Source organism: Streptomyces naganishii JCM 4654, assembly GCF_014650575.1.
Taxonomy (GTDB): domain Bacteria; phylum Actinomycetota; class Actinomycetes; order Streptomycetales; family Streptomycetaceae; genus Streptomyces; species Streptomyces naganishii.
The window spans coordinates 229,033-251,771 of record NZ_BMVF01000008.1; the positions used below are offsets into that span (position 1 = coordinate 229,033).

21 protein-coding genes are annotated in these 22,739 nt (G+C 73.5%); 10 read left to right on the plus strand and 11 right to left on the minus strand.

Annotated features, from left to right (window positions below; all coding sequences use genetic code 11):
- Positions 1–6: 6 nt before the first annotated feature.
- The 4 genes from IE217_RS17255 to IE217_RS17270 all read right to left on the minus strand — a co-directional run bounded on the left by IE217_RS17255 (position 7) and on the right by IE217_RS17270 (position 5,911).
- The gene (locus IE217_RS17255; RefSeq protein ID WP_229865352.1) at positions 7–1,149 is read right to left on the minus strand and encodes a hypothetical protein; all 1,143 of its coding nucleotides are present in this window, start codon (positions 1,147–1,149) and stop codon (positions 7–9) included.
- Complete coding sequence (locus IE217_RS17260; RefSeq protein ID WP_190178753.1) at positions 1,146–2,933, minus strand: DUF3492 domain-containing protein; 1,788 nt, start codon at positions 2,931–2,933, stop codon at positions 1,146–1,148. The genes IE217_RS17255 and IE217_RS17260 overlap by 4 nt, the downstream gene beginning before the upstream one ends.
- A 300-nt stretch (positions 2,934–3,233) precedes the next feature.
- Entirely contained in the window at positions 3,234–4,868 is a 1,635-nt protein-coding gene (locus IE217_RS17265) for a DUF3152 domain-containing protein (RefSeq protein ID WP_190178754.1), read from the minus strand.
- A gap of 8 nt (positions 4,869–4,876) precedes the next feature.
- Positions 4,877–5,911 (minus strand): alpha/beta fold hydrolase, encoded by a 1,035-nt coding sequence (locus IE217_RS17270; RefSeq protein ID WP_190178755.1) that lies wholly within the window; start codon positions 5,909–5,911, stop codon positions 4,877–4,879.
- 165 nt (positions 5,912–6,076) lie between these two features.
- Between IE217_RS17270 and IE217_RS17275 the strand changes: the two genes are divergently transcribed.
- The 4 genes from IE217_RS17275 (at position 6,077) to IE217_RS17290 (ending at position 7,973) form a co-directional block, all read left to right on the plus strand.
- Positions 6,077–6,295: an Rv3202a family protein gene (locus IE217_RS17275; protein ID WP_190178756.1), complete on the plus strand. Its 219-nt coding sequence runs from the start codon at positions 6,077–6,079 to the stop codon at positions 6,293–6,295.
- A gap of 206 nt (positions 6,296–6,501) precedes the next feature.
- Positions 6,502–7,146, plus strand: coding sequence for a TetR/AcrR family transcriptional regulator (locus IE217_RS17280; protein WP_190178757.1), 645 nt, complete (start codon positions 6,502–6,504; stop codon positions 7,144–7,146).
- 152 nt (positions 7,147–7,298) lie between these two features.
- The gene (locus tag IE217_RS17285) at positions 7,299–7,526 is read left to right on the plus strand and encodes a DUF3107 domain-containing protein (protein ID WP_189705270.1); all 228 of its coding nucleotides are present in this window, start codon (positions 7,299–7,301) and stop codon (positions 7,524–7,526) included.
- 177 nt (positions 7,527–7,703) lie between these two features.
- Positions 7,704–7,973 carry a hypothetical protein gene (locus IE217_RS17290; RefSeq protein ID WP_190178758.1) on the plus strand — a complete coding sequence of 90 codons (270 nt, stop codon included), beginning with the start codon at positions 7,704–7,706 and terminating at the stop codon, positions 7,971–7,973.
- Between the two features lie 551 nt (positions 7,974–8,524).
- Here IE217_RS17290 and IE217_RS17295 read toward each other — a convergent pair.
- Entirely contained in the window at positions 8,525–9,271 is a 747-nt protein-coding gene (locus IE217_RS17295) for a ferritin-like fold-containing protein (RefSeq protein ID WP_190178759.1), read from the minus strand.
- A gap of 527 nt (positions 9,272–9,798) precedes the next feature.
- Here IE217_RS17295 and IE217_RS17300 point away from each other — a divergent pair.
- On the plus strand, positions 9,799–12,309 hold the full coding sequence (locus IE217_RS17300) for a DEAD/DEAH box helicase (protein WP_190178760.1): 2,511 nt from the start codon (positions 9,799–9,801) through the stop codon (positions 12,307–12,309).
- Positions 12,310–12,475: 166 nt separating this feature from the next.
- Complete coding sequence (locus IE217_RS17305; RefSeq protein ID WP_190178761.1) at positions 12,476–13,366, plus strand: alpha/beta fold hydrolase; 891 nt, start codon at positions 12,476–12,478, stop codon at positions 13,364–13,366.
- 39 nt (positions 13,367–13,405) lie between these two features.
- On the opposite strand, the gene IE217_RS17310 is transcribed toward IE217_RS17305, so the two are convergent.
- Positions 13,406–14,311, minus strand: coding sequence for an NYN domain-containing protein (locus IE217_RS17310; RefSeq protein WP_190178858.1), 906 nt, complete (start codon positions 14,309–14,311; stop codon positions 13,406–13,408).
- A gap of 223 nt (positions 14,312–14,534) precedes the next feature.
- Here IE217_RS17310 and IE217_RS17315 point away from each other — a divergent pair, with 223 nt between their 5' ends.
- On the plus strand, positions 14,535–14,687 hold the full coding sequence (locus IE217_RS17315) for a DUF8834 family protein (RefSeq protein WP_018571269.1): 153 nt from the start codon (positions 14,535–14,537) through the stop codon (positions 14,685–14,687).
- A 98-nt stretch (positions 14,688–14,785) separates the two neighbouring features.
- Here the strand turns inward: IE217_RS17315 and IE217_RS17320 are convergent, their stop codons facing one another.
- From IE217_RS17320 to IE217_RS17330, 3 genes are all read right to left on the minus strand, one after another.
- The gene (locus IE217_RS17320; RefSeq protein WP_190178762.1) at positions 14,786–15,391 is read right to left on the minus strand and encodes a MarC family protein; all 606 of its coding nucleotides are present in this window, start codon (positions 15,389–15,391) and stop codon (positions 14,786–14,788) included.
- 56 nt (positions 15,392–15,447) lie between these two features.
- The gene (locus IE217_RS17325) at positions 15,448–16,305 is read right to left on the minus strand and encodes a PHP domain-containing protein (protein WP_190178763.1); all 858 of its coding nucleotides are present in this window, start codon (positions 16,303–16,305) and stop codon (positions 15,448–15,450) included.
- A gap of 242 nt (positions 16,306–16,547) precedes the next feature.
- Positions 16,548–17,189 carry a DUF6758 family protein gene (locus IE217_RS17330; protein WP_190178764.1) on the minus strand — a complete coding sequence of 214 codons (642 nt, stop codon included), beginning with the start codon at positions 17,187–17,189 and terminating at the stop codon, positions 16,548–16,550.
- A 154-nt stretch (positions 17,190–17,343) separates the two neighbouring features.
- Between IE217_RS17330 and IE217_RS17335 the strand changes: the two genes are divergently transcribed.
- Positions 17,344–18,573: an MFS transporter gene (locus tag IE217_RS17335; protein ID WP_190178765.1), complete on the plus strand. Its 1,230-nt coding sequence runs from the start codon at positions 17,344–17,346 to the stop codon at positions 18,571–18,573.
- 30 nt (positions 18,574–18,603) lie between these two features.
- On the opposite strand, the gene IE217_RS17340 is transcribed toward IE217_RS17335, so the two are convergent.
- Complete coding sequence (locus IE217_RS17340; protein WP_190178766.1) at positions 18,604–19,188, minus strand: suppressor of fused domain protein; 585 nt, start codon at positions 19,186–19,188, stop codon at positions 18,604–18,606.
- Between the two features lie 570 nt (positions 19,189–19,758).
- Between IE217_RS17340 and IE217_RS17345 the strand changes: the two genes are divergently transcribed.
- Both IE217_RS17345 and IE217_RS17350 read left to right on the plus strand, forming a co-directional pair.
- On the plus strand, positions 19,759–20,874 hold the full coding sequence (locus tag IE217_RS17345) for a magnesium and cobalt transport protein CorA (RefSeq protein WP_190178767.1): 1,116 nt from the start codon (positions 19,759–19,761) through the stop codon (positions 20,872–20,874).
- 43 nt (positions 20,875–20,917) lie between these two features.
- Complete coding sequence (locus tag IE217_RS17350) at positions 20,918–21,430, plus strand: hypothetical protein (protein ID WP_190178768.1); 513 nt, start codon at positions 20,918–20,920, stop codon at positions 21,428–21,430.
- A 460-nt stretch (positions 21,431–21,890) separates the two neighbouring features.
- On the opposite strand, the gene IE217_RS17355 is transcribed toward IE217_RS17350, so the two are convergent.
- Complete coding sequence (locus IE217_RS17355; protein WP_190178769.1) at positions 21,891–22,637, minus strand: hypothetical protein; 747 nt, start codon at positions 22,635–22,637, stop codon at positions 21,891–21,893.
- Positions 22,638–22,739: the final 102 nt, after the last annotated feature.

Genomic DNA, 22,739 nt, shown 5'->3' on the forward strand with positions numbered 1-22,739 from the left:
GGCCGGTCACTGCTGCTCCTCCGGTCGCGCGTGCGCCGAGGCCCTGGTCAGCGTGCGGTTGGCGTGGGCCAGGAGGGCCAGGGCCGCGGCCGCGCAGGCCAGTGCCTGCACGGCGCCCGGGCCGCGGGCGGTCACGAGGGTGTCGACCGGACCGGCGAGGGGGCCGCAGCCCGGCAGGCGGCCGGCGAGGACGGTGGCCTGGGCCAGGGCCTCGACGGCCGCGGCGGCGCCGAGGGCGACGGCCGGGGCGTGGGTGAAGCCGTGCGTGACGAGGAGGCGGGCGAGCAGCAGGAGGGCGCCGAGTGCCAGGGCCTGGGCGTAGCCGGCGGGTTCGTGCAGGACCGCGGCACAGGCGGCGAGCAGCGCGGTGAGCGCGCACAGGAACAGGCCGAACGCTCCGAGCAGCAGGGGGCGTACGACGGCGGTGAACTCCTCCAGACCGCGGCTGGTGGCGAGCCTGCGCCGGGCGCGGGCGGTGAAGAGGTGGGCGGTCCAGGCCGCCGGGGCGCAGGCGAGGGCGAGCGCGAGGAAGGGGGCGGTGGTGAGGGGCCAGGCGCCGGCCCGGGTGCCGTCGGGCAGTCCGTCGGGCCCGCCCGCGACGGTGGCCGCGAGCAGGCCGTCGCCGAGGAGGGCGTAGGCGAGCAGCCAGTACGTGGCGGCGCGGGTTCCGGGCGCGGAGGTGCCGGGCGGGGTGTGCCCGGGTGTGCTCAGCGGGCCGTGACGCAGGGCGGCGCGTGCGCCGAGGGCCACGGCGAGGACGCCGGCCGCGGCCACCGCCAGGCGGGTGCGGCCGCCGGTGAGGTGCAGTCCGGCCACGGCAGCCGCGCACAGGGCTCCGGGCAGCAGGCTCAGCAGCACCTGGTCCGGGGCCAGGCGGGGGGCTCCGGTCCTCTCCGGGTGCGGGGTTACGGCGTCGTCGTGGGAGGAGCGGGCGTACATCTCCTCGGCGAGGGAGAAGACGTCGCGGTGGCGGAAGCGGGCGGCGGTGCGGTCGGTGACGCCGTGCGCCTCCAGTCCCGCCGCGATCTCCATCGGATCGACGGCCCGCCGGCACAGCTCGCGGTGGTGGTGCATCAGCGTCTTCACCGGGTCGGCGGCGCCGCGCCGGGGCGCGACGGCGGAGCGGCCGTGGTCCGCCAGATCGCTCATCGGGTGGCCTCCGGGGCACGTGCGGGGACGGCGGTCCTGGCCGGGGCGGCGACCGCAGGGCCGGGCGTCCGGGCGGGGGCGGCGGGGGCGGTCCAGTGGCCGGGCACGTGTGCCTCGGCAGGGGTGGCGAACGGAAGGGGTTCTCCGCTGCCGTCGAGAAGGACGCGCCGCACCGGGCAGTGCGAGACGATCTCGAGGTAAATGCCGTGAAACGCCGCGATGTTCTGCTCGACGGTGAACAGTTCGAGCGCGCGGGCGCGGGCGGCGGCACCCAGGCGCGCGCGGCGCTCCGGGTCGCGCAGCAGCGCCACACAGGCGTCCGCGAGCGCCCTCGGGTTGCGGGGCGGCACCACCAGGCCGGTGCCGCCGATGACCTCCACGACCGCGCCGACGTCGGTGGAGACCGTGGCGCGGCCGCAGAACATGGCCTCGACGAGGCTGACGGGTAAGCCCTCGACGACGCTCGACAGCACGACCACGGCGCCCGAGGCGTAGGCGTCCGCGAGGGTCGGGGCCTCCGGGCCGCCGAGTTCCTCGAAGGACACCGGGTTGTCGCCGACGGTGTGCGGGCCGTCGGCCTCGTCGGGGAAGAGCTGGGCGGCCAGGGCTCGGCAGTGCCCCAGGTAGGCCGCCGCGTCGGGGCCGGCCGCCGTGCCGAAGATCCGCAGCCGGGCGCCGGGCTCCTGCCCGCGGACCTCGGCGAAGGCGTGGAGAAGGGACACGAGATCCTTGGCGGGCTCGATCCGGCCGACCCAGACCAAGGTGGCGGGGTCGGCGGCCTCGGGCGACTCGCCGGCCTCGGCGAAGGGCGCCGCGTCCATGCCCGGGTGCACGGTGCGCAGCCTGGCGCGGTCGGCGCCGCACCGTTCCTGCCAGCGGCGGGCGTGCGCGTTGCCGTGGGTGACGACGGCGGCGCGCCGGTAGACCTCGGCGGCGAGGGCGCGGTGGAAGGCGGCGAGCAGGGACCGTACCGCCGGGGCTGTGGTCTCGGCGCCGGTGGCGAGGTAGTGCGCGCGCAGGTGCACGCCGTACTCGGTGACGAGGAGGGGGACGCCGCAGAAGTGGCGGGCGAGCAGTCCGGGCAGGGCCGCCGTGCCGCCGCCCGCCGTGTGGCAGAGGTCGGCTGCGCCGAGGCCGTCGTCCTCGTACCAGTCGAGGGAAAGGGGGCGCAGGGCGCGTTCCAGGTGGGCGGCGACCGCGAGCAGATCGGGCACGCGCGCCTCGCGTGCCGCACTCGGTGCGCCGGGCGCACGACAGGCGCGTTCCAGCGCGCGGACGGCGCTCTCCGAGCGGAGCGCGCCGGCCAGGCCGCCCTCGTCGCGGGCGAGTTCCGCGAGCCCGTACAGCGCGCTGGCGAAACGGTCCGCCTGATCATCCGTACCGCCCGCACGGTCGTCGTGCGCGCCGGAGTCGCCGAGGTCCCGGAGGTCTGCGAGGCCGCTGGGGTCTGCGAGGCCGGCGGGGTGGCCGGGGCCGCGGGGGTCGTCGCGGTCCGCCGTGCACACCACGGCCGCCAGTTCGCCGTAGCACTCGGCGAAGCGGCGGCGCGCACGGCGGCCGTGCACCACTCCGTCGTCCTCGGCCGTCCACAGGGGTGCGGTGCGGACCCGGCCGACCTGGGGCGGGAGCGGGACCCACCCCCCGTCCTCCTGACGCCGGCTGCGGCTGAGCGCGTACAGGTCGAACTGGTGCTGCTCGAGCCCGCGCACGAGCCGTTCGCACCAGGGCCCGGCGTCACCGCTCACGTACGGATAGCCACCTTCCGTCACCAATCCGATGCGCACGCGTGCACCCCCGATCTCCTCCTGTCCGGAGAGCCGCCGTGGTGTCGGCGGCTCACAGCGGGACGAAGGTATGCGGACATGGCGGTGGTGCGACGGACGGTTGTCCGTCGCACCACCAAAAGGGGTGAACGGTCGTAACTTTCCCGTGCGGCCCGCGTTTCGTCGCGCTAGGACATCAATCGGACACGCATCGTCACGCCGTGGCCACCGGCGCCGCCGGGGGCGGCCAGGAGTTGCCGGGCGCGGCCTCCACGGAGATGTTCGTGGAGGCACATGCCGAGGCGATCCTGGAGTCGCCCGTCAGCTCCCGGGATAGGGCCAGGGGTTGGGCAGACAGTGGATCCCGTCGTGGTCGAGGAACTTGGTCTGCTGCTGCATCACCGGCGCCAGCTGGCCGTTCTTCTCGCAGTTGACGTGGCCGTGGCCCAGGCGGTGGCCCACCTCGTGGTTGATCAGCATCTGCCGGTAGGCGAACATCTTGTCGCCGTAGGTCTTCGAGCCCTGCGCCCAGCGGTAGGCGTTGATCATGACGCGTTCCGTGGCGGCCGAGTCGCAGGAGACGTTGTCCTCGGTGGTGTCCAGGCCGGACTTGGCGCACCAGGTGGCGGTGGTGCCGGGGCTGGCGAGCGTGATCACGAAGTCGGCCTTGCCCGAGGGGACGCGCTCGAAGGTGCGCGCGCCGCCGTGGGCCCAGCTGCGGTCGTCGTTGAGGGTCTTCTGCACGGCGTCGGCGAAGAGCCGGCCGTCGAGTTCAAGGCCCTGCTCCACGTCGACGCGGTAGGTGAACTTCTGCCCCTTGCCGGGCGCCTTGGCGGCCCCCGGGACCGTCTCGAATTTCCCCGGGCCCTTGAGGGTGGGGCTCAGCGGATACTTGGCGTTCATCTGCTGGTCGTACGTCAGCGGTGTCGCGCTCGGCGCCGGTGAGGGGGACGGGTCCGCTCCGTCCGCGCCGGCGAAGGCCCGGAGGTCGCCGCCCTGGTCGGTGGCGGCCTGCGTGCGGGCGTCGGCGCCGGTCCGGCCGTCGGCGACCTGTCCGGCGACCACGACCGCGAGCACGGTCGTGACCGCGGCGGCCGCGATGCCCGTGAAGGCGCGGCCCTTGGCGCCCTTGCCCGGCGCGGGGGCGCCGGCGGGCGGCGCGGCGCCGTCACCGGCCTCCGTCTCCGCCGTCTCCGGGCCGCGCTCGGCGGGGGGCGCGGACACGTCCACGGCGCGCGCGGTGCCGCGCGGCCGGGGCATGAAGACGTCGTCGTCCTCGCCGTCCTCGTCGTCCCGGTCGAAGGCGTCGAGGTAGTCCGGGCGCGGGCCCTCCGGGGGCGCCTGCCGCTGCCGCGGGAAGGGAACCCCGGGCCGCAACGGGGTCGCGGCCCCGGCGAAGTTGCCACCCTGCCCGGGCACGCCGACTCCCCCGCCGGCACCGAGCCGCCCCCAGCCGCCCCCGGCTTCCCACTGCTCGGGATGCCCACCCCGCGCACGGGGGATGCCGTGAGCCGGGGTGCCGTCGGGCAGCCGCGGCATGCCGTGCGCGGGCGTGCCGTCAGGGAAGCGCGGGACGCCACCGGCAGGGGTCCCGCCGTCGTAACGCGGGATACCCCGCGCGGGAGTGCCATCGGGCAAACGCGGCATGCCATGAGCCGGGGTGCCGTCGGGCAGCCGCGGGACGCCGTGGGCCGGGGTGCCGTCCGGGAGGCGGGGGGTGCCGTGGGGTGGGGTCGTGCGGGACGGCTGAGGGCGGGCTGGGGGCACCGTGCCCGCGGTGTCCCAGTTCTCGCCGCGGGGGCGCTCCGCGCCCTGGGTCGCGACCCGCGCGCCCCGGCCGTCCGGGTCGCTGCCGTCCGGGTCGCGGTCGTCCCGGCCGCGCTCGCGGCTGCCTCGTCCTGCGGTTGTGTCCGCGGTGCCCTTGGGTACCGGCCCGCGGCGGCTGTGGCGTCCCACCTCGCCCCTCAGCCTCCCGTGCCCGCGCCGGACGTGTCGCCGCCGGTGTCGGCGGGAGCACGACCGCCCTTCGCTCTCACCGTGTCCAACTCTCCCGCCTCCACCAGCAGTTCACGAAACGCCGTGGCCACCGTACCGGGATACTCCATCATCGCCACATGGCCCGCGTCCGGCAGGGTCACGAGGCGGGAGTCGCGGAAGCGCCGGGCGGCCCGCTGGGCCATGCGGAACCCGACGAGCTGGTCGCGGCCGCCGTAGACGAGGAGCGTGGGCGCGAGCACGCGCTCGGCCTGGCGCCACAGCCCCTGCTGGCCGCCCAGCGTGTACGCGTTCACCAGCCCGCGCGCGGAGCGCGCCATCGCGTCCCAGAAGTACGGCAGCTGGAGCCGCCGTTCCATCTCCTGCACGGCGTTGCGGAAGCCTTCCGGCGAAACCCGCGCGGGATCGCCGTAGCACAGGGCCATGACCCCGCGGACCCGCTGCTCGGCGGTCCACTCCCGGGTGAGCCGGGTGAACAGCGCGGCCACGCCGGGCACCGCGAGCAGCCCGGTCGGCACGGCGGTGCGCTGCACGCGCAGCTCCGGCAGGGCGGGCGAGACGAGGGTGAGCGTGCGGACGAGGTCGGGCCGCAGCGCGGCGACGCGCGTGGACACCGCGCCGCCCAGCGAGTTGCCCAGCAGGTGGACGGGCCCGCGGCCGGCGGAGTCCAGGTAGCGGATCACCGCGCGCGCGTGCCCGGTGATGGAGTAGTTGCCGTCGTCCGGCGGCGGCGAGTCGCCGAAGCCGGGCAGGTCGACCGCCTCGCCGTCCACGACGTCGTCGAGCAGCGCCATGAGCGCCGACCAGTTCTGGGACGAGCCGCCCAGCCCGTGCACGTAGAGCGCGGACGGCAGGCCCTCCCGCGCGGGCGGCCTGGAGCGCACCGAGAGCGTGATCCCCGGCAGTTCGACCGACCGCAGCCGCTCGCCTTCCTCGACCCTGATGGGCGCCACCCTGGGAAGTACGTTGGCGGGCGGCACGGAGGGCAGCTCGGTCGAAGACATGCGGCAATGTTACGAGACGATCACGTAGTGGTTCGTGTGTCCGCCGTCACACGAATCGCATGGCGTCCACTTCGGGTGTCTCCTACGCTCTTACAGAGGGCACCCGCATGTGGACCCTGCCTCTCCAAGGGAATCCAGGGACATCCGTAGGAAGGGAGCCCAGCGATGGCATTCGACCCCACCGATCCCGAGACGTTCGCGGACGAGGAGGAGGTCACGGAGATCGACGTCGAGGCCCCGGAGAACGACGCCGTGGAGCAGCACGCGGAGATCGCCCCGGAGGACGACGAACCCGTGACGGACGCGGACAAGGACCGCGCGAACGAGGCCGACCTCATCGAGCAGGCCCGGGTCGTCTCGCTCGACGAGGACGACTACCGGTGAGGGGCCCGGCGGCGCGTGGAGGGGACCGCGGCTGAGCAGGAGCGAAGCCTGGCTATGTCCGGCTTGCAGGGGTTCGAAACCGTCTGCGCCGGTTTCGCCGCCGTCCGGTCCGTGAAATTCTGCGCTCGCACCGCGCACAGCACGGTTACCGAAAAGTACGATGGCGGCGCGGCGCACACCGCATGTGGACGACATTGGGAGGCGGCGTGACAGCCATCGAGCAGACAGAGGCGGCACGCCCGCGAGGCACGCGCCTGCCGCGCCGTGCCCGACGGAACCAGTTGCTGGGCGCCGCCCAGGAAGTCTTCGTGGCGCAGGGCTACCACGCGGCGGCGATGGACGACATCGCCGAGCGCGCCGGGGTCAGCAAGCCCGTGCTCTACCAGCACTTCCCGGGCAAGCTCGACCTCTACCTGGCGCTGCTGGACCAGCACTGCGAGGCGCTCATCCAGTCCGTGCGGGGCGCGCTCGCCTCGACGACGGACAACAAGCAGCGCGTGCGGGCCACGATGGACGCCTACTTCGCCTATGTGGAGGACGACGGCGGGGCCTTCCGGCTGGTCTTCGAGTCGGACCTGACGAACGAGCCCGCGGTGCGCGAGCGCGTCGACAAGGTCACCAACGAGTGCGCCGAGGCGATCTGCGACGTCATCGCCGAGGACACGGGGCTGTCCCGCGCGGAGTCGATGCTGCTCGCCTCGGGGCTGGGCGGACTCGCGCAGGTGGTGGCCCGGTCCTGGCTGCACAGCGACCGCAGTGTGCCGCGCGACCAGGCGGTGCAGCTGCTGACCTCGCTCGCGTGGCGGGGCATCGCCGGCTTCCCGCTGCACGGCACGGAGCAGCAGCACTGAGCGGTGCGGGCCGGGCGGGGAGGGTTTGTTCCCGCCGGGTGTTCGCTCCTGGCGTTCTTCGGCGGAGCGTGTTCGTCCCCTCACCGGGCTAATGTTTGCTGGGTACGGCGCGGCAGGCCGCGCACTTCACTGACCGTCGGAGGGACATAGCCGTGGAGGTCAAGATCGGCGTGCAGCACGCGCCCCGCGAGATCGTTCTGGAGAGCGGTCAGAGTGCCGAGGAGGTCGAGCGGGCGGTGGCCGAGGCGCTGGCCGGGAAGTCGCAGCTGCTGACCCTCGTCGACGAGCACGGACGCAAGGTGCTGGTGCCGGCCGAGCGTCTCGCCTACGTCGAGCTCGGCGAGCCGGCGCCGCGCAAGGTGGGCTTCGGCGCGCTGTAGTCACGCGGCACGCGGACCGGAGAGTGGGCGAGGGCCCGGCGGCATGACCGCCGGGCCCTCGTGTTTTCCCGCACGGGCGGTTCACAAACAGCCTCTGGGAAGGGTTGTGTTCCGCAGGTCAGGGGTATGACGGGCTACGACCGTGAGCACCGGCCGGCCGTCTGGGAGGGACCCGTGATGATCTTGGAAGCGTTCGGCTCCGCTGTGCTCGGTGTCCTGCTCGCGTGGGCGGCGCTGCACCGTCTCTCGCACCGGCTGCCGGCGCGGCCGCTGGTGCTGTCCACCGGCGTGGCGGGCGCGCTGTTCGGTGACTTCGTCACCCACAGTGCGCTCGGGTCCGGCAGCGCGCTGCCGGGTCTGCTCGGCGCCGCGGTGGTCTCGGCCGCCTCGCTTTCCCTGCTGCTTCGCCCCGCGGGAAGACTGCGCCGACGATCGGCCCCGGCCTGACCCGTCGCCCCCACCGGACGCCGTGAGCCCACGGCCCCGTGAGGGCGCCCACGCCCCGCCCCGCGCGGCCCCGGAAGCCCGAACGTCCTCGGCCGCCCAGCCGCGGGACTGTCCCGGGAAGCCGGCGGGCACAACCACCGGCGGACACAACCACGCTGACCGCGCTCCCGCCGCCTCTCGCCCTCCCGCCGAGGCCTTCCGCGCCGACGAGGGCTGAAGCCACGCGGGACGGAGCCCACGCCGGGCGGGGCCACGCAGGACGGAGCCACGCAGGACGGAGCCACGCAGGACGGAGGGCAGGCCACCAAGAGCCCAGCCCGGGCCCCGCGTCAGCCCCGCCCATGCCCGCGTCAGCCCGCCCAGGCCCGCGTCAGCCCCGACCCGCCCGGACGAGGGCGCGCCATGGCGGAGCCATGGCAACCGACGACGCCGTGAGGCGCGCGCGGTGCCAGGCCCGACGAGCCCGGCGCCCGCAGCGCGCGGTGCAGGCCCGGCGCCCGCAGCGCGCGATGCCAGGCCCCGCGAGCCCGCCGCCCGCGCCCGTAGTTGGGCTACGCCGCCAAGCCCAAGGCGGCCATTCGCTTCGTGTGGGCCTCCGTGATCCGGGAGAACATCCGGCCGACCTCGGCGAGGTCGAAGCCGTCGGCGACGCCGCCGACGAGCATCGTGGACAGGGCGTCGCGGTCGGCCACGACCCGCTGGGACTGGGACAGCGCCTCGCCCATCAGCCGCCGCGCCCACAGCGCGAGCCGCCCGCCCACGCGCGGGTCCCGCTCGATCGCCGCGCGGACCTTCTCCACCGCGAAACCGGCGTGCCCCGTGTCGTCGAGGACGGCCAGGACCAGCTCGCGCGTGTCGGAGTCCAGCCGGGCGGCGACCTCCCGGTAGAAGTCGCTGGCGATCGAGTCGCCGACGTAGGCCTTGACGAGCCCCTCCAGCCAGTCCGAGGGCGCCGTCTGCCGGTGGAAGCCGTCGAGCGCGGCCACGAACGGCTCCATCGCCAGGGTCGGCTCCTCGCCGACCTCCGCGAGCCGGTCCCGCAGCCGCTCGAAGTGGTGGAACTCGGCCGACGCCATCTTCGCCAGCTCGGCCTTGTCCGCGAGGGTGGGCGCCAGCTTGGCGTCCTCCGCGAGCCGCTCGAACGCCGCCAGCTCCCCGTACGCGAGCGCGCCGAGCAGGTCCACGACCGCGGCGCGGTACTGCGGGTCGGCGGCGGCCGTCGCCCAGCCCTGGGCGGCGATGCCGGTGGGTCCGGCGGGTGCGGCGGAGTCGTTGTCAGACTTGTCAGAGCTCGTCATGGAGCGCACAATAGCCCGCCTGCCACGCCCGCGAAGGACCTGGTCAGTCAGTGTGACGACGACTACGTGACCAAATCGGCCATCGCGTGTGCGTGATTCCGGGGTATGGTGGTAATGCGCCTGCTGAGTACGCCGACGTTACGTGACGTACGCCGACAGGCCGCACGCATGAGGATGCCCGGTCGGTGGCCCGATCGGCTCCGACCCGACAGCCCTCCCTGACCGTACGGCACTGTGCGTACGACGATCGGAGGGACACCCTCAGCGGTACGAGCGCTGGGCCTGTCCCGCGGACAGACCCTAGAGCGTCGGCAGAGGTCCCGTGCCATACGGCCGGCCCGAGCGGTTAGCCCGCACGGCCGCCGACGTCCCCGGCACGGTCAGACACGACCCCCGCGCTCGCCTCGTGCCGCGCACACAGAAGAGGCAGCACCCTGACTACTACGTTCCGAGACCTCGGGATCCTCCCCGAGACCGCCGAGGCCCTGGAAGCCGTCGGCATCACCACTCCCTTCCCCATCCAGGAGATGACGCTCCCCGTGGCCCTCACGGGTACGGACGTCATCGGCCAGGCCAAGACCGGCACGGGCAAGACCCTCGGCTTCGGCCTCCCGCTCCTCGAGCGCGTGACCGTCCCCGCCGACGTGGAGGCCGGCCGCGCCGCCCCCGAGGCCCTCACCGACGCCCCGCAGGCCCTCGTCGTCGTCCCCACGCGCGAGCTGTGCGTCCAGGTCACCAACGACCTCCTGACCGCCGGCAAGGTGCGCAACGTGCGCGTCCTGTCCATCTACGGCGGCCGCGCCTACGAGCCCCAGGTCGAGGCCCTGAAGAAGGGTGTCGACGTCGTCGTCGGCACCCCGGGCCGCCTGCTGGACCTCGCCGGGCAGAAGAAGCTGAACCTCAAGCACGTCAAGTGCCTGGTCCTCGACGAGGCCGACGAGATGCTCGACCTGGGCTTCCTGCCCGACGTCGAGAAGATCATCGACATGCTGCCGGCGAAGCGGCAGACCATGCTGTTCTCGGCCACCATGCCGGGCGCGGTCATCGGCCTCGCCCGCCGCTACATGTCGCAGCCCACGCACATCCGCGCCACCGCGCCGGACGACGAGGGCGTGACGGTGGCGAACATCAAGCAGTTCGTCTACCGCGCGCACTCCATGGACAAGCCGGAGATGGTCGCCCGCATACTGCAGGCCGACGGCCGCGGACTCGCCATGATCTTCTGCCGCACCAAGCGCACGGCCGCCGACATCGCCGAGCAGCTCCAGCGCCGCGGCTTCGCCTCCGGCTCGGTCCACGGCGACCTCGGCCAGGGCGCCCGCGAGCAGGCGCTGCGCGCCTTCCGCAACGGCAAGGTGGACGTGCTCGTCTGCACCGACGTGGCCGCCCGCGGCATCGACGTCGAGGGCGTCACCCACGTCATCAACTACCAGTCCCCCGAGGAAGAGAAGACGTACCTGCACCGCATCGGCCGTACCGGCCGCGCGGGCGCCAAGGGCACGGCGATCACGCTCGTCGACTGGGACGACATCCCGCGCTGGCAGCTGATCAACAAGGCGCTGGAGCTGGACTTCAACGACCCGCCGGAGACGTACTCCACCTCTCCGCACCTGTTTGCCGAGCTGGGCATCCCGGAGGGCACCAAGGGCGTCCTGCCGCGCTCGGAGCGCACCCGCGCCGGGCTGGACGCGGAGGAGCTCGAGGACCTCGGCGAGACCGGCGGCCGCGGTGCGCGCGGACGCGGTGGCCGTGGCGGCCGCGGCGAGGCCCGCCCGGCGGAGCGCGACCGCGACCTCGAGCGCCCGGCGCGCACCCCGCGCCGCAGGCGCCGTACGCGCGGCGGGACCCCGCTGGACCCGGCCGCGGACAGCGCATCCGGTACGGCGCAGTCCGGTACTGCCGTGCCCGGTACGGAGTCTGACGGTCCGTCGGCCGGTTCGCCGGTCTCGGATGAGTCCGGCAGCCGTACCCCGCGCCGCCGTCGGCGGATGCGGAGCGGTGTTCCGGCGCAGCCGGTGACGGGCGCCGAGGCGGCCGCGCCGTCCGCGTCCGACGACAACCGTCTGCCTGAGCAGGCCGCCGATGCCGCGGTGATCACGGCCGAGGGCCCCGCCCTCGACGCCGCCGAGGCTTTGGTGGAGGCCCCGGCCCAGCCGCGCCGCCGTACCCGCAAGTCCGCCGCCGCGACGGCCGTGGACACCGCTGACGGGACGGCCGCCGCGGAGGAGCCCGAAGCCAAGCCCCGCCGGCGCACCCGCAAGACGGCGCAGGCCGCCGCCCCGGAGACCGAGGCCGCCCCCGCGGCCGAGGACGCCGAGGCCGAGCCGCGCCGCCGTACGCGCAAGGTGGCCGCCAAGGCCGCCGAGGTCACGGAGGCCGTCGCCCCCGAGATCCCGGCGCAGGCCGCCGAGGCGCAGGACGGCGCCGCCGCGGCGGTGGCCGACTCCGTCGAGGCCGTCGAGAGCAAGCCCCGCCGCCGTACGCGCAAGACGGCCGAACCGGCCGAGGCGCCCGCGACCGCCGAGGGCGCGGAGAGCAAGCCGCGCCGCACCCGCAAGGCGGCCGCGACCGCCACGGTGGACGCTCCGGAGGAGGCCGAGGCCAAGCCCCGCCGCACCCGGAAGACCGCGGCCACCGCCGAGGCCGCTGCCGAGACGGCCGTCGACACGGCCGAGGGCGCGGCGACCGTCGCGACCAAGCCGCGCCGCACCCGCAAGGCGGCGACGACTGCGCCCGAGGTCACCGAGGCCGCTGCGGAGCCGGAGGCCGAGGCCAAGCCCCGCCGCCGTACCCGCAAGGCGACCGCCGAGACCGCCGTCGACACGGCCGAGGGCGCGACCGCCGACACGGCCGAGGCCGCCGAGGCCAAGCCCCGCAGGCGCACCCGCAAGGCCGCCGCCACGGAGCCGGTCGCCCCGGAGATCCCGGCGCAGGCCACCGCCGAGCCGGAGGCCGAGGCCAAGCCGCGCCGCCGCACCCGCAAGGCGACGGCCAAGGCCACCGAGGCGGCGCAGACGGCACAGTCGGCGGAAGCCTGATCCCTGCCCGACCCGGTACGACCCGACGGCCCGGCCCACCTCACGTGGGACCGGGCCGTCGGTCGTTCACGCCCCCGCCCGTACCGGCGCCCCCGCCCCGGCCGGCCCCGGCCAATCGCCGACGCCCGCCGCGCCATCGGCCCCCGGGGACCGATAATCTCGGCGTATGAGCAGGCCGCCCACCTTCGTTCCGCCGCGCGGGGCCCGTGCGTACCGGCTGTCCACCGCCCGGGGTGAGTTCGCCGTGGTCGACGCGCCCGCCGCGCCCGGTGCGCGGGCGCGCGGCACCGCCTTGCTGCTGCCCGGGTTCACGGGGAGCAAGGAGGACTTCAACCCGCTGCACGAGCCGCTCGCGGCGCGCGGGTACCGGACCGTGGCCGTGGACGGGCGGGGGCAGTTCGAGTCGGACGGGCCCGAGCACGACGAGTCGGCCTACGCCCAGGAGGAACTCGCCCGTGACGTGCTCGCGCAGGCGGAGGCGCTGGGCACCCCGCTGCATCTGCTCGGGCACTCGCTCGGCGGCCAGATCGCCCGTGCGGCCGTGCTGCTCGACCACTCGCCCTTCGTCTCGCTCACCCTCATGGCCTCGGGGCCGGCGCAGATCTCCGTGTCGCAGCAGCAGCGCGTGAAGCTGCTGCGGGAGGCGCTCGGGGTGATGTCGATGGCCCAGGTCTGGGACGCCATGCAGGCGATGGACGCGCCCGAGGAGACCGACACCGGCGCGGAACTGGACCCCGGCCTCGACGACCGCGACGACCTGCGCCGCCGCTGGCTGGGCAACAAGCCGGCGCAACTACTCGCCACCGGACGTCAGTTGTGCACCGAGCCGGACCGGGTGGCCGAACTCGCCGCCCTGCCGCTGCCGTTCCACGTGCTGTCGGGCGCGCTGGACGACACCTGGCCGGTCTCGCTGCTGGACGGGATGGCCGAGCGGCTGGGCGCGCACCGCACGATCGTCCAGGGCGCCGAGCACTCCCCCAACTGCGACCAGCCCCTCGCCACGGCCGACGCCCTGGCCGCCTTCTGGGACACGGTCCCGGAGCAGACCTGCGAGTAGACGTACGAGCAGACGCACGAGTAGACGTACGGGCAGCCGTCAGTACTGCGCCCGCACGTGCTCCCAGAAGCCGTCCCTGAGGGCCCGGCGCAGGTCGGCCTGGCCGCGCAGCGAGTACTGGAGCAGGCCCTCGGCCTCGACGAGGAGGTCCTGGTCGACCGAGCCCGGCAGGTAGGGGTGGCCGGGGAGGAGCTCCATGAGGGCGTCCCGGCCGCGTGCGGCGAGCCACTTGGCGGCGATCTGGGCGCCCACGAAGCGGACGTCGTCGCGGGTGGGCCGGGTGCCGCCGGCCGCGTCGTAGGCGGCGGCGGTGCGCCGGGAGACGTAGGGCTTGAAGAAGTCGAGGTCGAGGGTGCGCTGGCTGTCGACCTCCCACAGCAGCGGCTCGGCCTGGTTGCGGCCCTCGGGCGCCTCGATGCCCCACAGGTGGACCCGGGCGCCGTACCCCTGGGCGGCCTCCACGGCCGAGACCAGGTCCTCGTCGCCGCCGAGCAGGGCCGCGTCGCTGATGGCGCGGTGCCGGGCCAGTGACTCCAGGTCCGTGCGGATCAGTGAATCGACGCCCTTCTGCTGGTTGTTGGCGTTGAGGTTGCCCAGGCGCACCTTGACGTCGGGCAGTTCGGCGATCGACTGCTGCTCGGCGGTGTGGATGCGGCGGCGGGCGCCGTCGTACCAGTAGACGCGCAGCAGCCGGCTGTCGGCGAAGATGGTGCGGGCGCGGTCGATGAGCGCGTCGATGAGGCCCTCGGCGTCCAGGTCGAAGGCGCGGCGGTCCTCCGTGCCCGCCACCAGACGTCCCGCGGCCGCGTAGAGGTAGCCCGCGTCGACGAAGATCGCATGGGTCGAGGGCGTCTTGGCCACCTCGGCGAGCATGCGCTGCAGCAGCTCGTTCGTGCGGTCGATGCGGGCGGCGAGCGCCGGGAGGTCGTCGTTCATCGCTTCCATTGTCCCGGCGGTCACGCTGCGAACACAACCGGTCCCGGTCGGTCGTTCCATGAACCTCTACCGGTCAGTAGTTAGACGTTCGAAAATTTTCTTTAGCGTAGGGAATGTTTGTAACACGCAGCTCGTTAAATACGTAGGGAACACCGGGCACCGCCGCCCCGTGCGCCGCCATCCATCTCAAGTAATTCTCCGCAGGAGGATGACCAGACGAAGGGAGAAGCCCTTGCGCTTCGAGATCATGCGACTCGACGAGGTCGACGGCACCACCGTGGACAGCACCGTCGTGGACGCCGCCTCCGTCAACCGGATCGTTCAGCAGGCCGCAGCGATCGGCCAGCGGCTCTGGATCCGCCCGGCCGATACCCCGGCCTCGTAGGGCGGACCGCTTCAGACGTTTCGGAGCCCCCGTACGGCAGCGATGCCGCACGGGGGCTCGGTGCGTACGCGGTCGTATACGCATGCCGCACGTACGCGCTATGCCGCGTTGATCACCTGCATGACCCCGTTGATGATCTGCTGCACGGCGATCGCGGAGAGCATCATGCCCGCGAGCCGTGTCACCAGGACGACCCCGCCGTCCTTGATGACCCGGATGATCAGCAGCGAGTAGCGCATGACCAGCCACAGCACCACGTGGATGGCGAGGATGGCCGACCACACCGAGACCTGGGTGGCCACGCTGCCGGCCTTCTGCACGGCGAGGATGACGGACACGATCGCACCCGGCCCGGCCAGCAGGGGCATGCCCAGCGGGACCAGGGCGACGTTGACGTCCTTGGTCTGCTTGGGCTCGTCGGTCTTGCCGGTGAGCAGGTCCAGCGCGATCAGCAGCAGGAGCAGCCCGCCGGCGATCATCAGCGCCGGCACCGAGACGTGCAGGTAGTTCAGGATCTGGTGGCCGAGCACGCCGAACACGGCGATGACGCCGCCGGCCACGCAGACGGCCTGGAGGGCCATCCGCCGCTGCACCTTGCCGGGCCGTCCGGCGGTCAGCGCGAGGAAGATCGGGGTGATCCCGGGGGGATCCATGATGACAAAAAGGGTCAGGAAGAGAGAGCCGAAGACGGCAGCGTCGAACATGGGTGAACATGCCTTGCGGGTGCGTGGGTGAAAGGGGGACGGCGGAGGGGCGCGGTTCAGGCCCCGCCGGCTCCCGGCACCGGGAACGCCCCGGTGGCGCGCCGTGTGATCTCCCCGTAGACCTCGGGGTCGGTGGTGAACTCGCCGAGCGAGACGGTCTTGCGGCTGCCGTGGTAGTCGCTGGAGCCGGTGACCAGCAGTCCCAGCTCCCCGGCGAGGCCGCGCAGATAGGCCCGGGCGTCGGCGTCGTGGTCCATGTGGTCGACCTCGATGCCGTCCAGTCCGGCGGCCGCCATCTCGGCGATACGGGACTCCGGCACCGTACGGCCCCGCTTGGCGGCCGCCGGATGGGCGAAGACGCAGACCCCGCCCGCGCCCTTGACCAGCCGGATCGCCTCGAACGGGTCCGTCTCGTGCTTGGGCACGTAGGCCCGGCCGCCGTCGGCCAGCCACTGCTCGGTGAAGGCGTCGTTCACGGTCGGCACCACGCCGAGCTCGACGAGCGCGGAGGCGACGTGCGGCCGGCCGACCGAGCCGTCGCCCGCGATCCGCGCCACCTGCTCCCAGGTGACCGGCACGCCCAGCTCGTTGAGCCTGGCGACCATTCCCTTGGCGCGCGGTACGCGGTCGTCGCGGACCAGCTCGCGCTCGGCGAGCAGGTCGGGCTCGTCGGGGTCGAAGAGGTACGCCAGCATGTGCATGCTGATGCCGTCGATGCGGCAGGAGAGCTCGGCGCCGGTGACGAGGGTGAGCCCCGCGGGCAGCGCGGCGATCGCCTCGGCGTGGCCGCGGGTGGTGTCGTGGTCGGTCAGCGCGACCGCGTCCAGACCGGCCGCGGCGGCGGCGCGCACCAGCTCGGCCGGGGTGTCCGTGCCGTCGGAAGCGGTGGAGTGGGTGTGCAGATCGATGCGCACGACACGACTCCAGGCGGGACGGGACGGAAGGGACGCTTAAGGATAACGGTCCCCGAGGAGTGTCCTGTCACAACCGGAGCCGCCCTGCACCCCCTACAGCGCCCCTTCGCGCGCCTTACGCACACCTACGCGCCCCACGCGCGCGCCCGCGCCCCCACAACTCACGCCCCGCGCCGCCGCAACTCACTCCCGCACCCGGAACACCGGATGCCGCGCCCTGCGGCCCCTGCGGCCGAGGCTCCCTACGGCCGCAGCAGCCGTGGCGACAGCGCGCCGCACGGGACCAGTTCGACCTCCGCGCCCGCCTCGCGCAGATCCGCCAGCACCAGTTCGTCGTACATCAGCAGGCCGGACTGCTCGGGCCAGACCACCGCCCACAGCCACAGCCCGCGCGCCTCCCCCGCGAAGACCGCGCGGTCGGACGGTGCGCCGGAGACGTGCCAGAGCGGGGTGGGGCGGCCGCCTGCCAGGACCTTGGCGTCCGGGGGCTTCTCCACGTTCAGGCAGGAGCCGGGGTCGGGGCCGTCGATGCCGGCGTAGCGCGCGCCGAGGCCCACGCCGAGCTCCTCGGCAACCAGGATCAGCTCGCCCACGCCGCCGAGCGGTCCGGGTCCCGAGCACGCCACGGCGGTGGCACGGCCGCCGCTGCGCTCGTCCCCGGCGTAGGTCACACCGGTGAACAGCCAGCCGACGGGCAGCGGCCACGGCATCCACACCGGCACCTGGGTGCGGTGCACCACGACACCGAGGGCCTCGACGCTGGGCGGGATCACGGGCTGCAGCGGAAACACCGTCCCGTGCGCGTCGCACTGCCAGGAGTCGCTGAAGAGTCCGGGAGCCCTGACCCGGCCACCGCACTTCGGGCAACTGGGTTCGCCCCTCATAGGGCCCCACGGTCCTACCCCGGCCGCGCCGCGTCAAGGACGATCACCCGTCCGGAGGGAAGACCCGGCCGCCCCGGAACTAGATGCAATTTGCACTAATTAGCAGAGCTAACTTACTATGTGCATAAGCCAACTATCACGGATGGGAGAACGCATGGCCGCGGACCCCTTCGACGCGGGAGCGGGCAGCATCCTGCGGCAGCCGAAGGCTGTCTGGGCGACGGCCGGCGCGTCCGTCGTCGCCTTCATGGGCATCGGACTCGTCGATCCGATCCTGCCCTCCATCGCCCAGGGCCTGAGCGCCACCCCCAGCCAGGTCTCCCTGCTCTTCACCTCCTACTTCCTGATCACCGCCTTCGCGATGCTGGTGACCGGCTTCGTCTCCAGCCGCGTCGGCGGCCGCAAGACGCTGCTGCTCGGCCTCGCCTTCGTCGTGGTCTTCGCCGGACTCGCCGGCACCTCCGGCTCGGTCGGCGAACTCGTCGGCTTCCGGGCCGGCTGGGGTCTGGGCAACGCCCTGTTCGTCTCCACCGCGCTCGCCGTCATCGTCGGCGCGGCGGCCGGGGGCAGCGCGGCGGCCATCCTGCTCTACGAGTCCGCGCTCGGACTCGGCATGGCGTGCGGCCCGCTGCTGGGCGCGCTACTGGGCAACGCCAGCTGGCGCTACCCGTTCTTCGGCACCGCGTTCCTGATGGCCGTCGGCTTCCTGTGCATCACGGTCTTCCTCAAGGAGCAGCCCAGGCCCGCCCGCAAGACCTCGCTGCTCGACCCCGTCAGGGCGCTGGGCCACGGCGGGCTCGCCTCGGCGGCCGTCTCGGCGTTCTTCTACAACTACACGTTCTTCACCGTGCTGGCCTTCACGCCGTTCGTGCTGAACATGACGCCGTACAAGTCGGGGGCGGTGTTCTTCGCCTGGGGTGTGCTGCTCGCGGTGTTCTCGGTGATCGTGGCCCCGCGCCTGCAGCAGCGGTTCGGCTCGCTGAAGGTGCTCGGCGGCTCGCTGGTGCTGCTCGCGGCCGACGTCGTGGTCCTCGGCTACGGCGACCACACCACCGCCGTGGTCTGCACGATCCTGTCCGGCGCGTTCATCGGCGTGAACAACACCGTCTACACCGAGCTCGCCCTCGGCGTGTCGGACGCGCCGCGCCCGGTGGCGAGCGCGGGCTACAACTTCGTGCGCTGGTTCGCGGCGGCCGCCGCGCCCTACTTCGCGCCGAAGATCGAGGAGTGGACCGACCTCCACGTCCCGTTCGTGGTCGCGGGCGGCACCGCGGTGGCGGGCGCGCTGGTGGTCCTCCTGCGGCGCGACGCGCTCACGCACGAGGCGGAGGAGCTGGAGCCCCGGCACGCGGCCGAGGACGGGGTCACCGTCTTCGCCAACTGACCCCTCCTGCCAGGCGGTTGGTGAGCTTGCTCACTCGAGCGGGACGGACTTGCGGGCCGGGTCGCGCAGGTCCGTCCCGCTCGCCAGCCAGCGCTCCTGGAGGGCCTGGGCGCCGTGCACCCGCTTCCAGGCCGCCTCGTTCGGCGTCATCGGCAGCAGCGGCAGGAACCGTACGGGATCGAGGGGCGCGTCCAGCTCCAGGTCCTCGACCAGCCCGCCCGGCTCGGCCACCAGGACCGAGGTGAAGGGCGCGCCCGGCCACAGCGGCTCGCCCACGTCCAGCGAGGCGCCCGGCGCCACGACCACGCCCTCGACCTGCGGGGACGCACCCAGCACGGCGAGCGGGCGCAGCACCTTGTCGGTGTCGGCGAGCCCGGACCTGACCGACAGCACCAGCTCGGCACGCGGCCCCTTGACGGGGTCGGCGAGCACGGCGGTGGGGTCGCTCATGGGCTGGGCGGACATGCCGAGCGTGGCGTACCGCACGATGTCCCCCTCCTGGAAGCGCAGCACCTCGATACGGTCCGTGCCGAGGAAGGTGACGGCCGCGCGCGCGTCCGGCTCGCCCAGCGCGGAGCGCAGCCGGGCCTCGACCAGGGGAAGAACATCTACCATGCGGCGAGCATAGAACTCGTCAGCAGCGGGCAAAGCGGCGCCTTGACACGCGGCCGGCTGGTACTCTGAGCCGGCGGTATCGGGGCAGCATGCAGAAGCATCGCGTATCGAGTCCCGACACCCGATGAGACGTCCCCCAGCGGGGATTGGACCGTCCCTCACCAGGGACCGGCCGGAGGAGGTGGGGCTGTCATGGATCGAAGTCGACCGTGCAGTACCACCCGCTCTTCCGGCCTCTGATGCGGCTGTTTCCGGATCCGGCTGTTCGCCCACCTCTCGCGTTCGTACGCGTTCACTCGCGTCAGCGACTTCGTGTCATGGTGTCGCGGCCGTCGTGTCGTGCGCGTCACTCGGAAGAGCACTTCGTTTCGTCTGCTTGACCCGTCCGACCTGATCTTCCTGATCTGTCCGGTCCGACCTGCGACGAATCACGCCACCGCGACGGTGCGGTGCTCCCCGCTTTGTGGACGTGCCAAACATCCGAAGTCAGGACGTCCTCATTCCGGGCAGTTCCAGCCGCCTCCGGCGGCGGTTCCTCGTCGCTCGTCGCTCGCCGCGAAGGAGCCTGCCATGTCGATGATCCGCGACCTGCGTGCCGTGGTCCGCCCGTCCCGTCCCGCGCAGCGCAAGGACGGCGGCACCTACGACACCACGCGCGACCCGGCCACGCCCTCCGCGGTCGTCGACTGCGCCGTCTACCGCGACGGGGCCCGGCTCGACACCCGGCAGCCGCTCACCCCGCAGGAGGCGATGCGGCAGGTGCGGCGCGACGGGGGCTTCGTGTGGATCGGGCTGCACGAGCCGACGGAGTCCGAGTTCGCCGGGATCGCGCGGGAGTTCGGGCTGCACCCGCTGGCCGTGGAGGACGCCGTCCAGGCGCACCAGCGGCCCAAGCTGGAGCGCTACGACGACTCGCTGTTCACCGTGTTCAAGACGATCCACTATGTCGACCACGACCGGCTCACCGCGACCAGCGAGGTGGTGGAGACCGGCGAGGTGATGTGCTTCACCGGGCGGGACTTCTTCATCACCGTCCGGCACGGCGGGCAGGGCTCGCTGCGGGCGCTGCGGCACCGGCTCCAGGACGACCCCGAGCTGCTGGCCAAGGGGCCCTCGGCCGTGCTGCACGCGATCGCCGACCACGTGGTCGACGGGTACATCGCGGTCGCGGACGCGCTCCAGGACGACGTCGACGACGTCGAGACGGAGGTGTTCTCGCCGGGGCGCGGCGGCACCGCGCGCGGCACCGACGCCGGCCGGATCTACCAACTCAAGCGCGAGGTCATGGAGTTCAAGCGGGCCGTGTCGCCGCTGCTGCGGCCGATGCAGTTGCTGAGCGAGCGGCCGATGCGGCTGGTCGACCCGGACATCCAGAAGTACTTCCGCGACGTGGCCGACCACCTCGTGCGCGTGCAGGAGCAGGTCATCGGCTTCGACGAGCTGCTCAACTCCATCCTCCAGGCCAACCTTGCCCAGGCGTCGGTGGCGCAGAACGAGGACATGCGGAAGATCACCGCCTGGGCCGCGATCATCGCCGTACCGACGATGGTGTGCGGGGTGTACGGCATGAACTTCAAGTACATGCCCGAGCTGCACTGGCGGTACGGCTACCCGGTGATCATGGGGATCACCGTGGCGATCTGTCTGGGCATCCACCGCACGCTGAAGCGGAACGGATGGCTGTGAGCGCGCCGGTCACGGGGTTCGGGGGCCTCGTTAGGCTGCTGCCATGACAAGAGCGACGCTCGACCGGGCCCTCGTCGAGGAGGCCACGAAGAAGTCCGGCCTCATCTGGGTGGCCGCATCCGGCGCCCCGTCCCGTGCCCTGTGGCACGTCTGGCACGAGGGCGCGGCCTGCGTGGTCGGCGACGGGCCCGGCGAGCAGCCGCTGCCGGGGCTGGCCGACGGGGCGGCGGCCGAGGTCACCGTGCGCAGCAAGGACAAGGGCGGCCGGCTGGTCACCTGGTCGGCGAGGGCCGTGGAGCTCGCTCCCGAGTCCGAGGCCTGGCAGGCGGCGGTGGCCGAACTGAAGGGCAAGCGGCTCAACGCGCCCGACGCCGAGACCATGCCGGACCGCTGGGCCCGCGAGTGCCGGGTCCTCCGCCTGGAACCCACCGGCCCCCTCACCCCCCTCCCCGACGACTCCCAGTCCCACCCCCCACTCCCCACCCCAGCCACCACCCGCCACCCCGTCCCAGCAGCCCTGCCCCGCCTGCTGACGAAGGGACGCAAACGCAAGTAGCGCCCCACCGGGCGGCGCGGCCTTGCCGGGCAGCGACCCGGACGCATTTTGGCGAGCTGCCCACAGGGCGGTCGCCCCGCCGAGCAGTCCGGCCCGGACGAGCAGGGCCCCGCCGGCAGGCGCCCCCGCCGGACAGTGCGGCCTTGCCGGGCCGACGCCCGCGCGAAATCTGACCGCGAGGCGGTCGCCCTGCCGGACGGTACGGCCCGACAGGCAGGCACCCCGCCAGGCGGTGCGCCCCGAACAGACAGGCCCCCCTGCGAGCAGGCGCCCCCGCCGAGCCGATGGCCCGGAGCGGACGCCGTCGGGGCCGGAGGGGTGGCCTGGGAGGCGGGCGCCCGCCCCGACGGGTGGTGCCGTCGGGAACGGGGCGCCCCCGCCGGGTGGTCCCCCCTCGGGCCGCTCCGGACCGTCTCGGGGGCCCCGCCCCGCCCCCGCTCCGGGCCGGTCCGGGGCCGGGCTACGACGTCGGGAGTTGTCTGCCGTAGTCGACCGTGTCGTTCTTCTGGGGTTCGGTGAGGGGGAAGTCCTTGTTCCAGTCGGAGAAGGTCAGGGTGCCGGCCCCGCCGGCGCGGACCAGGCGGAGGGGGTAGGGGGTGCCCTCGAGGCAGACGTCCAGGGTGCCGCCGGAGCCCTTGTCGCCGGTGACGCGGATGGTGCGCAGGCCGGACTGCTCGTGGTGGCCGTCGGTGGCCAGCGTGCCGTGCAGGGTCAGCAGCCCTTCGAGGAGGACGTTCTTGTCGGTGAAGCCGCTGAACCGCTTGTACGCGGGGTCGCCCTGCGGCACCTTCACGTACTTGCCGTCGAGCTTGCCCGCGGCCCCCGAGTCCTTGCCGTCGCCGTCGGCGTGGTTCCAGAACTCGGCGTTCGCCTTCAGGTACAGCTGCTTGCCCACCCGCAGCAGCCCGAAGGTCACCCCCTGGGAGGTGACCGAGCCGGTGCCGCCGTCGGACTTCAGCCGCATGTCGAGCCGGTACGTACGCCCGTTGCTGACCACGTTCCCCGCCAGGTGCACCGCGGCCGCGGAGTCCGCCGCGGTCCGGGTCCGGCTCTGGATCCTGTCGGGCGGCAGTTTGCCCACCCCGTTGGTGCCCGCGTCCGGATCGTCCCCGGAGCATCCCGTCAGCCCCGCCCCGGCGACCACCACTGCGCACAGCGCGCTGGTCAGCGCGGCCCGGCGGGAACGGCCCTGGGGAATCGCAGTCACAGGTCAGGGTGCCTTTCTGAGGGGTGTCCTTCGGCGGCGTACGGCAGCGTACCGGTGCCCCGTAGGGTGAGCGGAGCCGGATCGTCGGACCCCTCACCAGGG

Bases quoted from the DNA above. Each gene is read 5' to 3' on its own strand.
- IE217_RS17290 (WP_190178758.1), top strand. From the start codon at position 7,704: ATGATCTTGGAAGCGTTCGGCTCCGCTGTGCTCGGTGTCCTGCTCGCG.
- IE217_RS17330 (WP_190178764.1), bottom strand. From the start codon at position 17,189: ATGAGGGGCGAACCCAGTTGCCCGAAGTGCGGTGGCCGGGTCAGGGCT.
- IE217_RS17270 (WP_190178755.1), bottom strand. From the start codon at position 5,911: ATGTCTTCGACCGAGCTGCCCTCCGTGCCGCCCGCCAACGTACTTCCC.
- IE217_RS17255 (WP_229865352.1), bottom strand. From the start codon at position 1,149: ATGAGCGATCTGGCGGACCACGGCCGCTCCGCCGTCGCGCCCCGGCGC.
- IE217_RS17350 (WP_190178768.1), top strand. From the start codon at position 20,918: ATGACAAGAGCGACGCTCGACCGGGCCCTCGTCGAGGAGGCCACGAAG.
- IE217_RS17320 (WP_190178762.1), bottom strand. From the start codon at position 15,391: ATGTTCGACGCTGCCGTCTTCGGCTCTCTCTTCCTGACCCTTTTTGTC.
- IE217_RS17295 (WP_190178759.1), bottom strand. From the start codon at position 9,271: ATGACGAGCTCTGACAAGTCTGACAACGACTCCGCCGCACCCGCCGGA.
- IE217_RS17340 (WP_190178766.1), bottom strand. From the start codon at position 19,188: ATGGTAGATGTTCTTCCCCTGGTCGAGGCCCGGCTGCGCTCCGCGCTG.
- IE217_RS17345 (WP_190178767.1), top strand. From the start codon at position 19,759: ATGTCGATGATCCGCGACCTGCGTGCCGTGGTCCGCCCGTCCCGTCCC.
- IE217_RS17305 (WP_190178761.1), top strand. From the start codon at position 12,476: ATGAGCAGGCCGCCCACCTTCGTTCCGCCGCGCGGGGCCCGTGCGTAC.
- IE217_RS17275 (WP_190178756.1), top strand. From the start codon at position 6,077: ATGGCATTCGACCCCACCGATCCCGAGACGTTCGCGGACGAGGAGGAG.
- IE217_RS17335 (WP_190178765.1), top strand. From the start codon at position 17,344: ATGGCCGCGGACCCCTTCGACGCGGGAGCGGGCAGCATCCTGCGGCAG.
- IE217_RS17300 (WP_190178760.1), top strand. From the start codon at position 9,799: ATGACGCTCCCCGTGGCCCTCACGGGTACGGACGTCATCGGCCAGGCC.
- IE217_RS17310 (WP_190178858.1), bottom strand. From the start codon at position 14,311: ATGGAAGCGATGAACGACGACCTCCCGGCGCTCGCCGCCCGCATCGAC.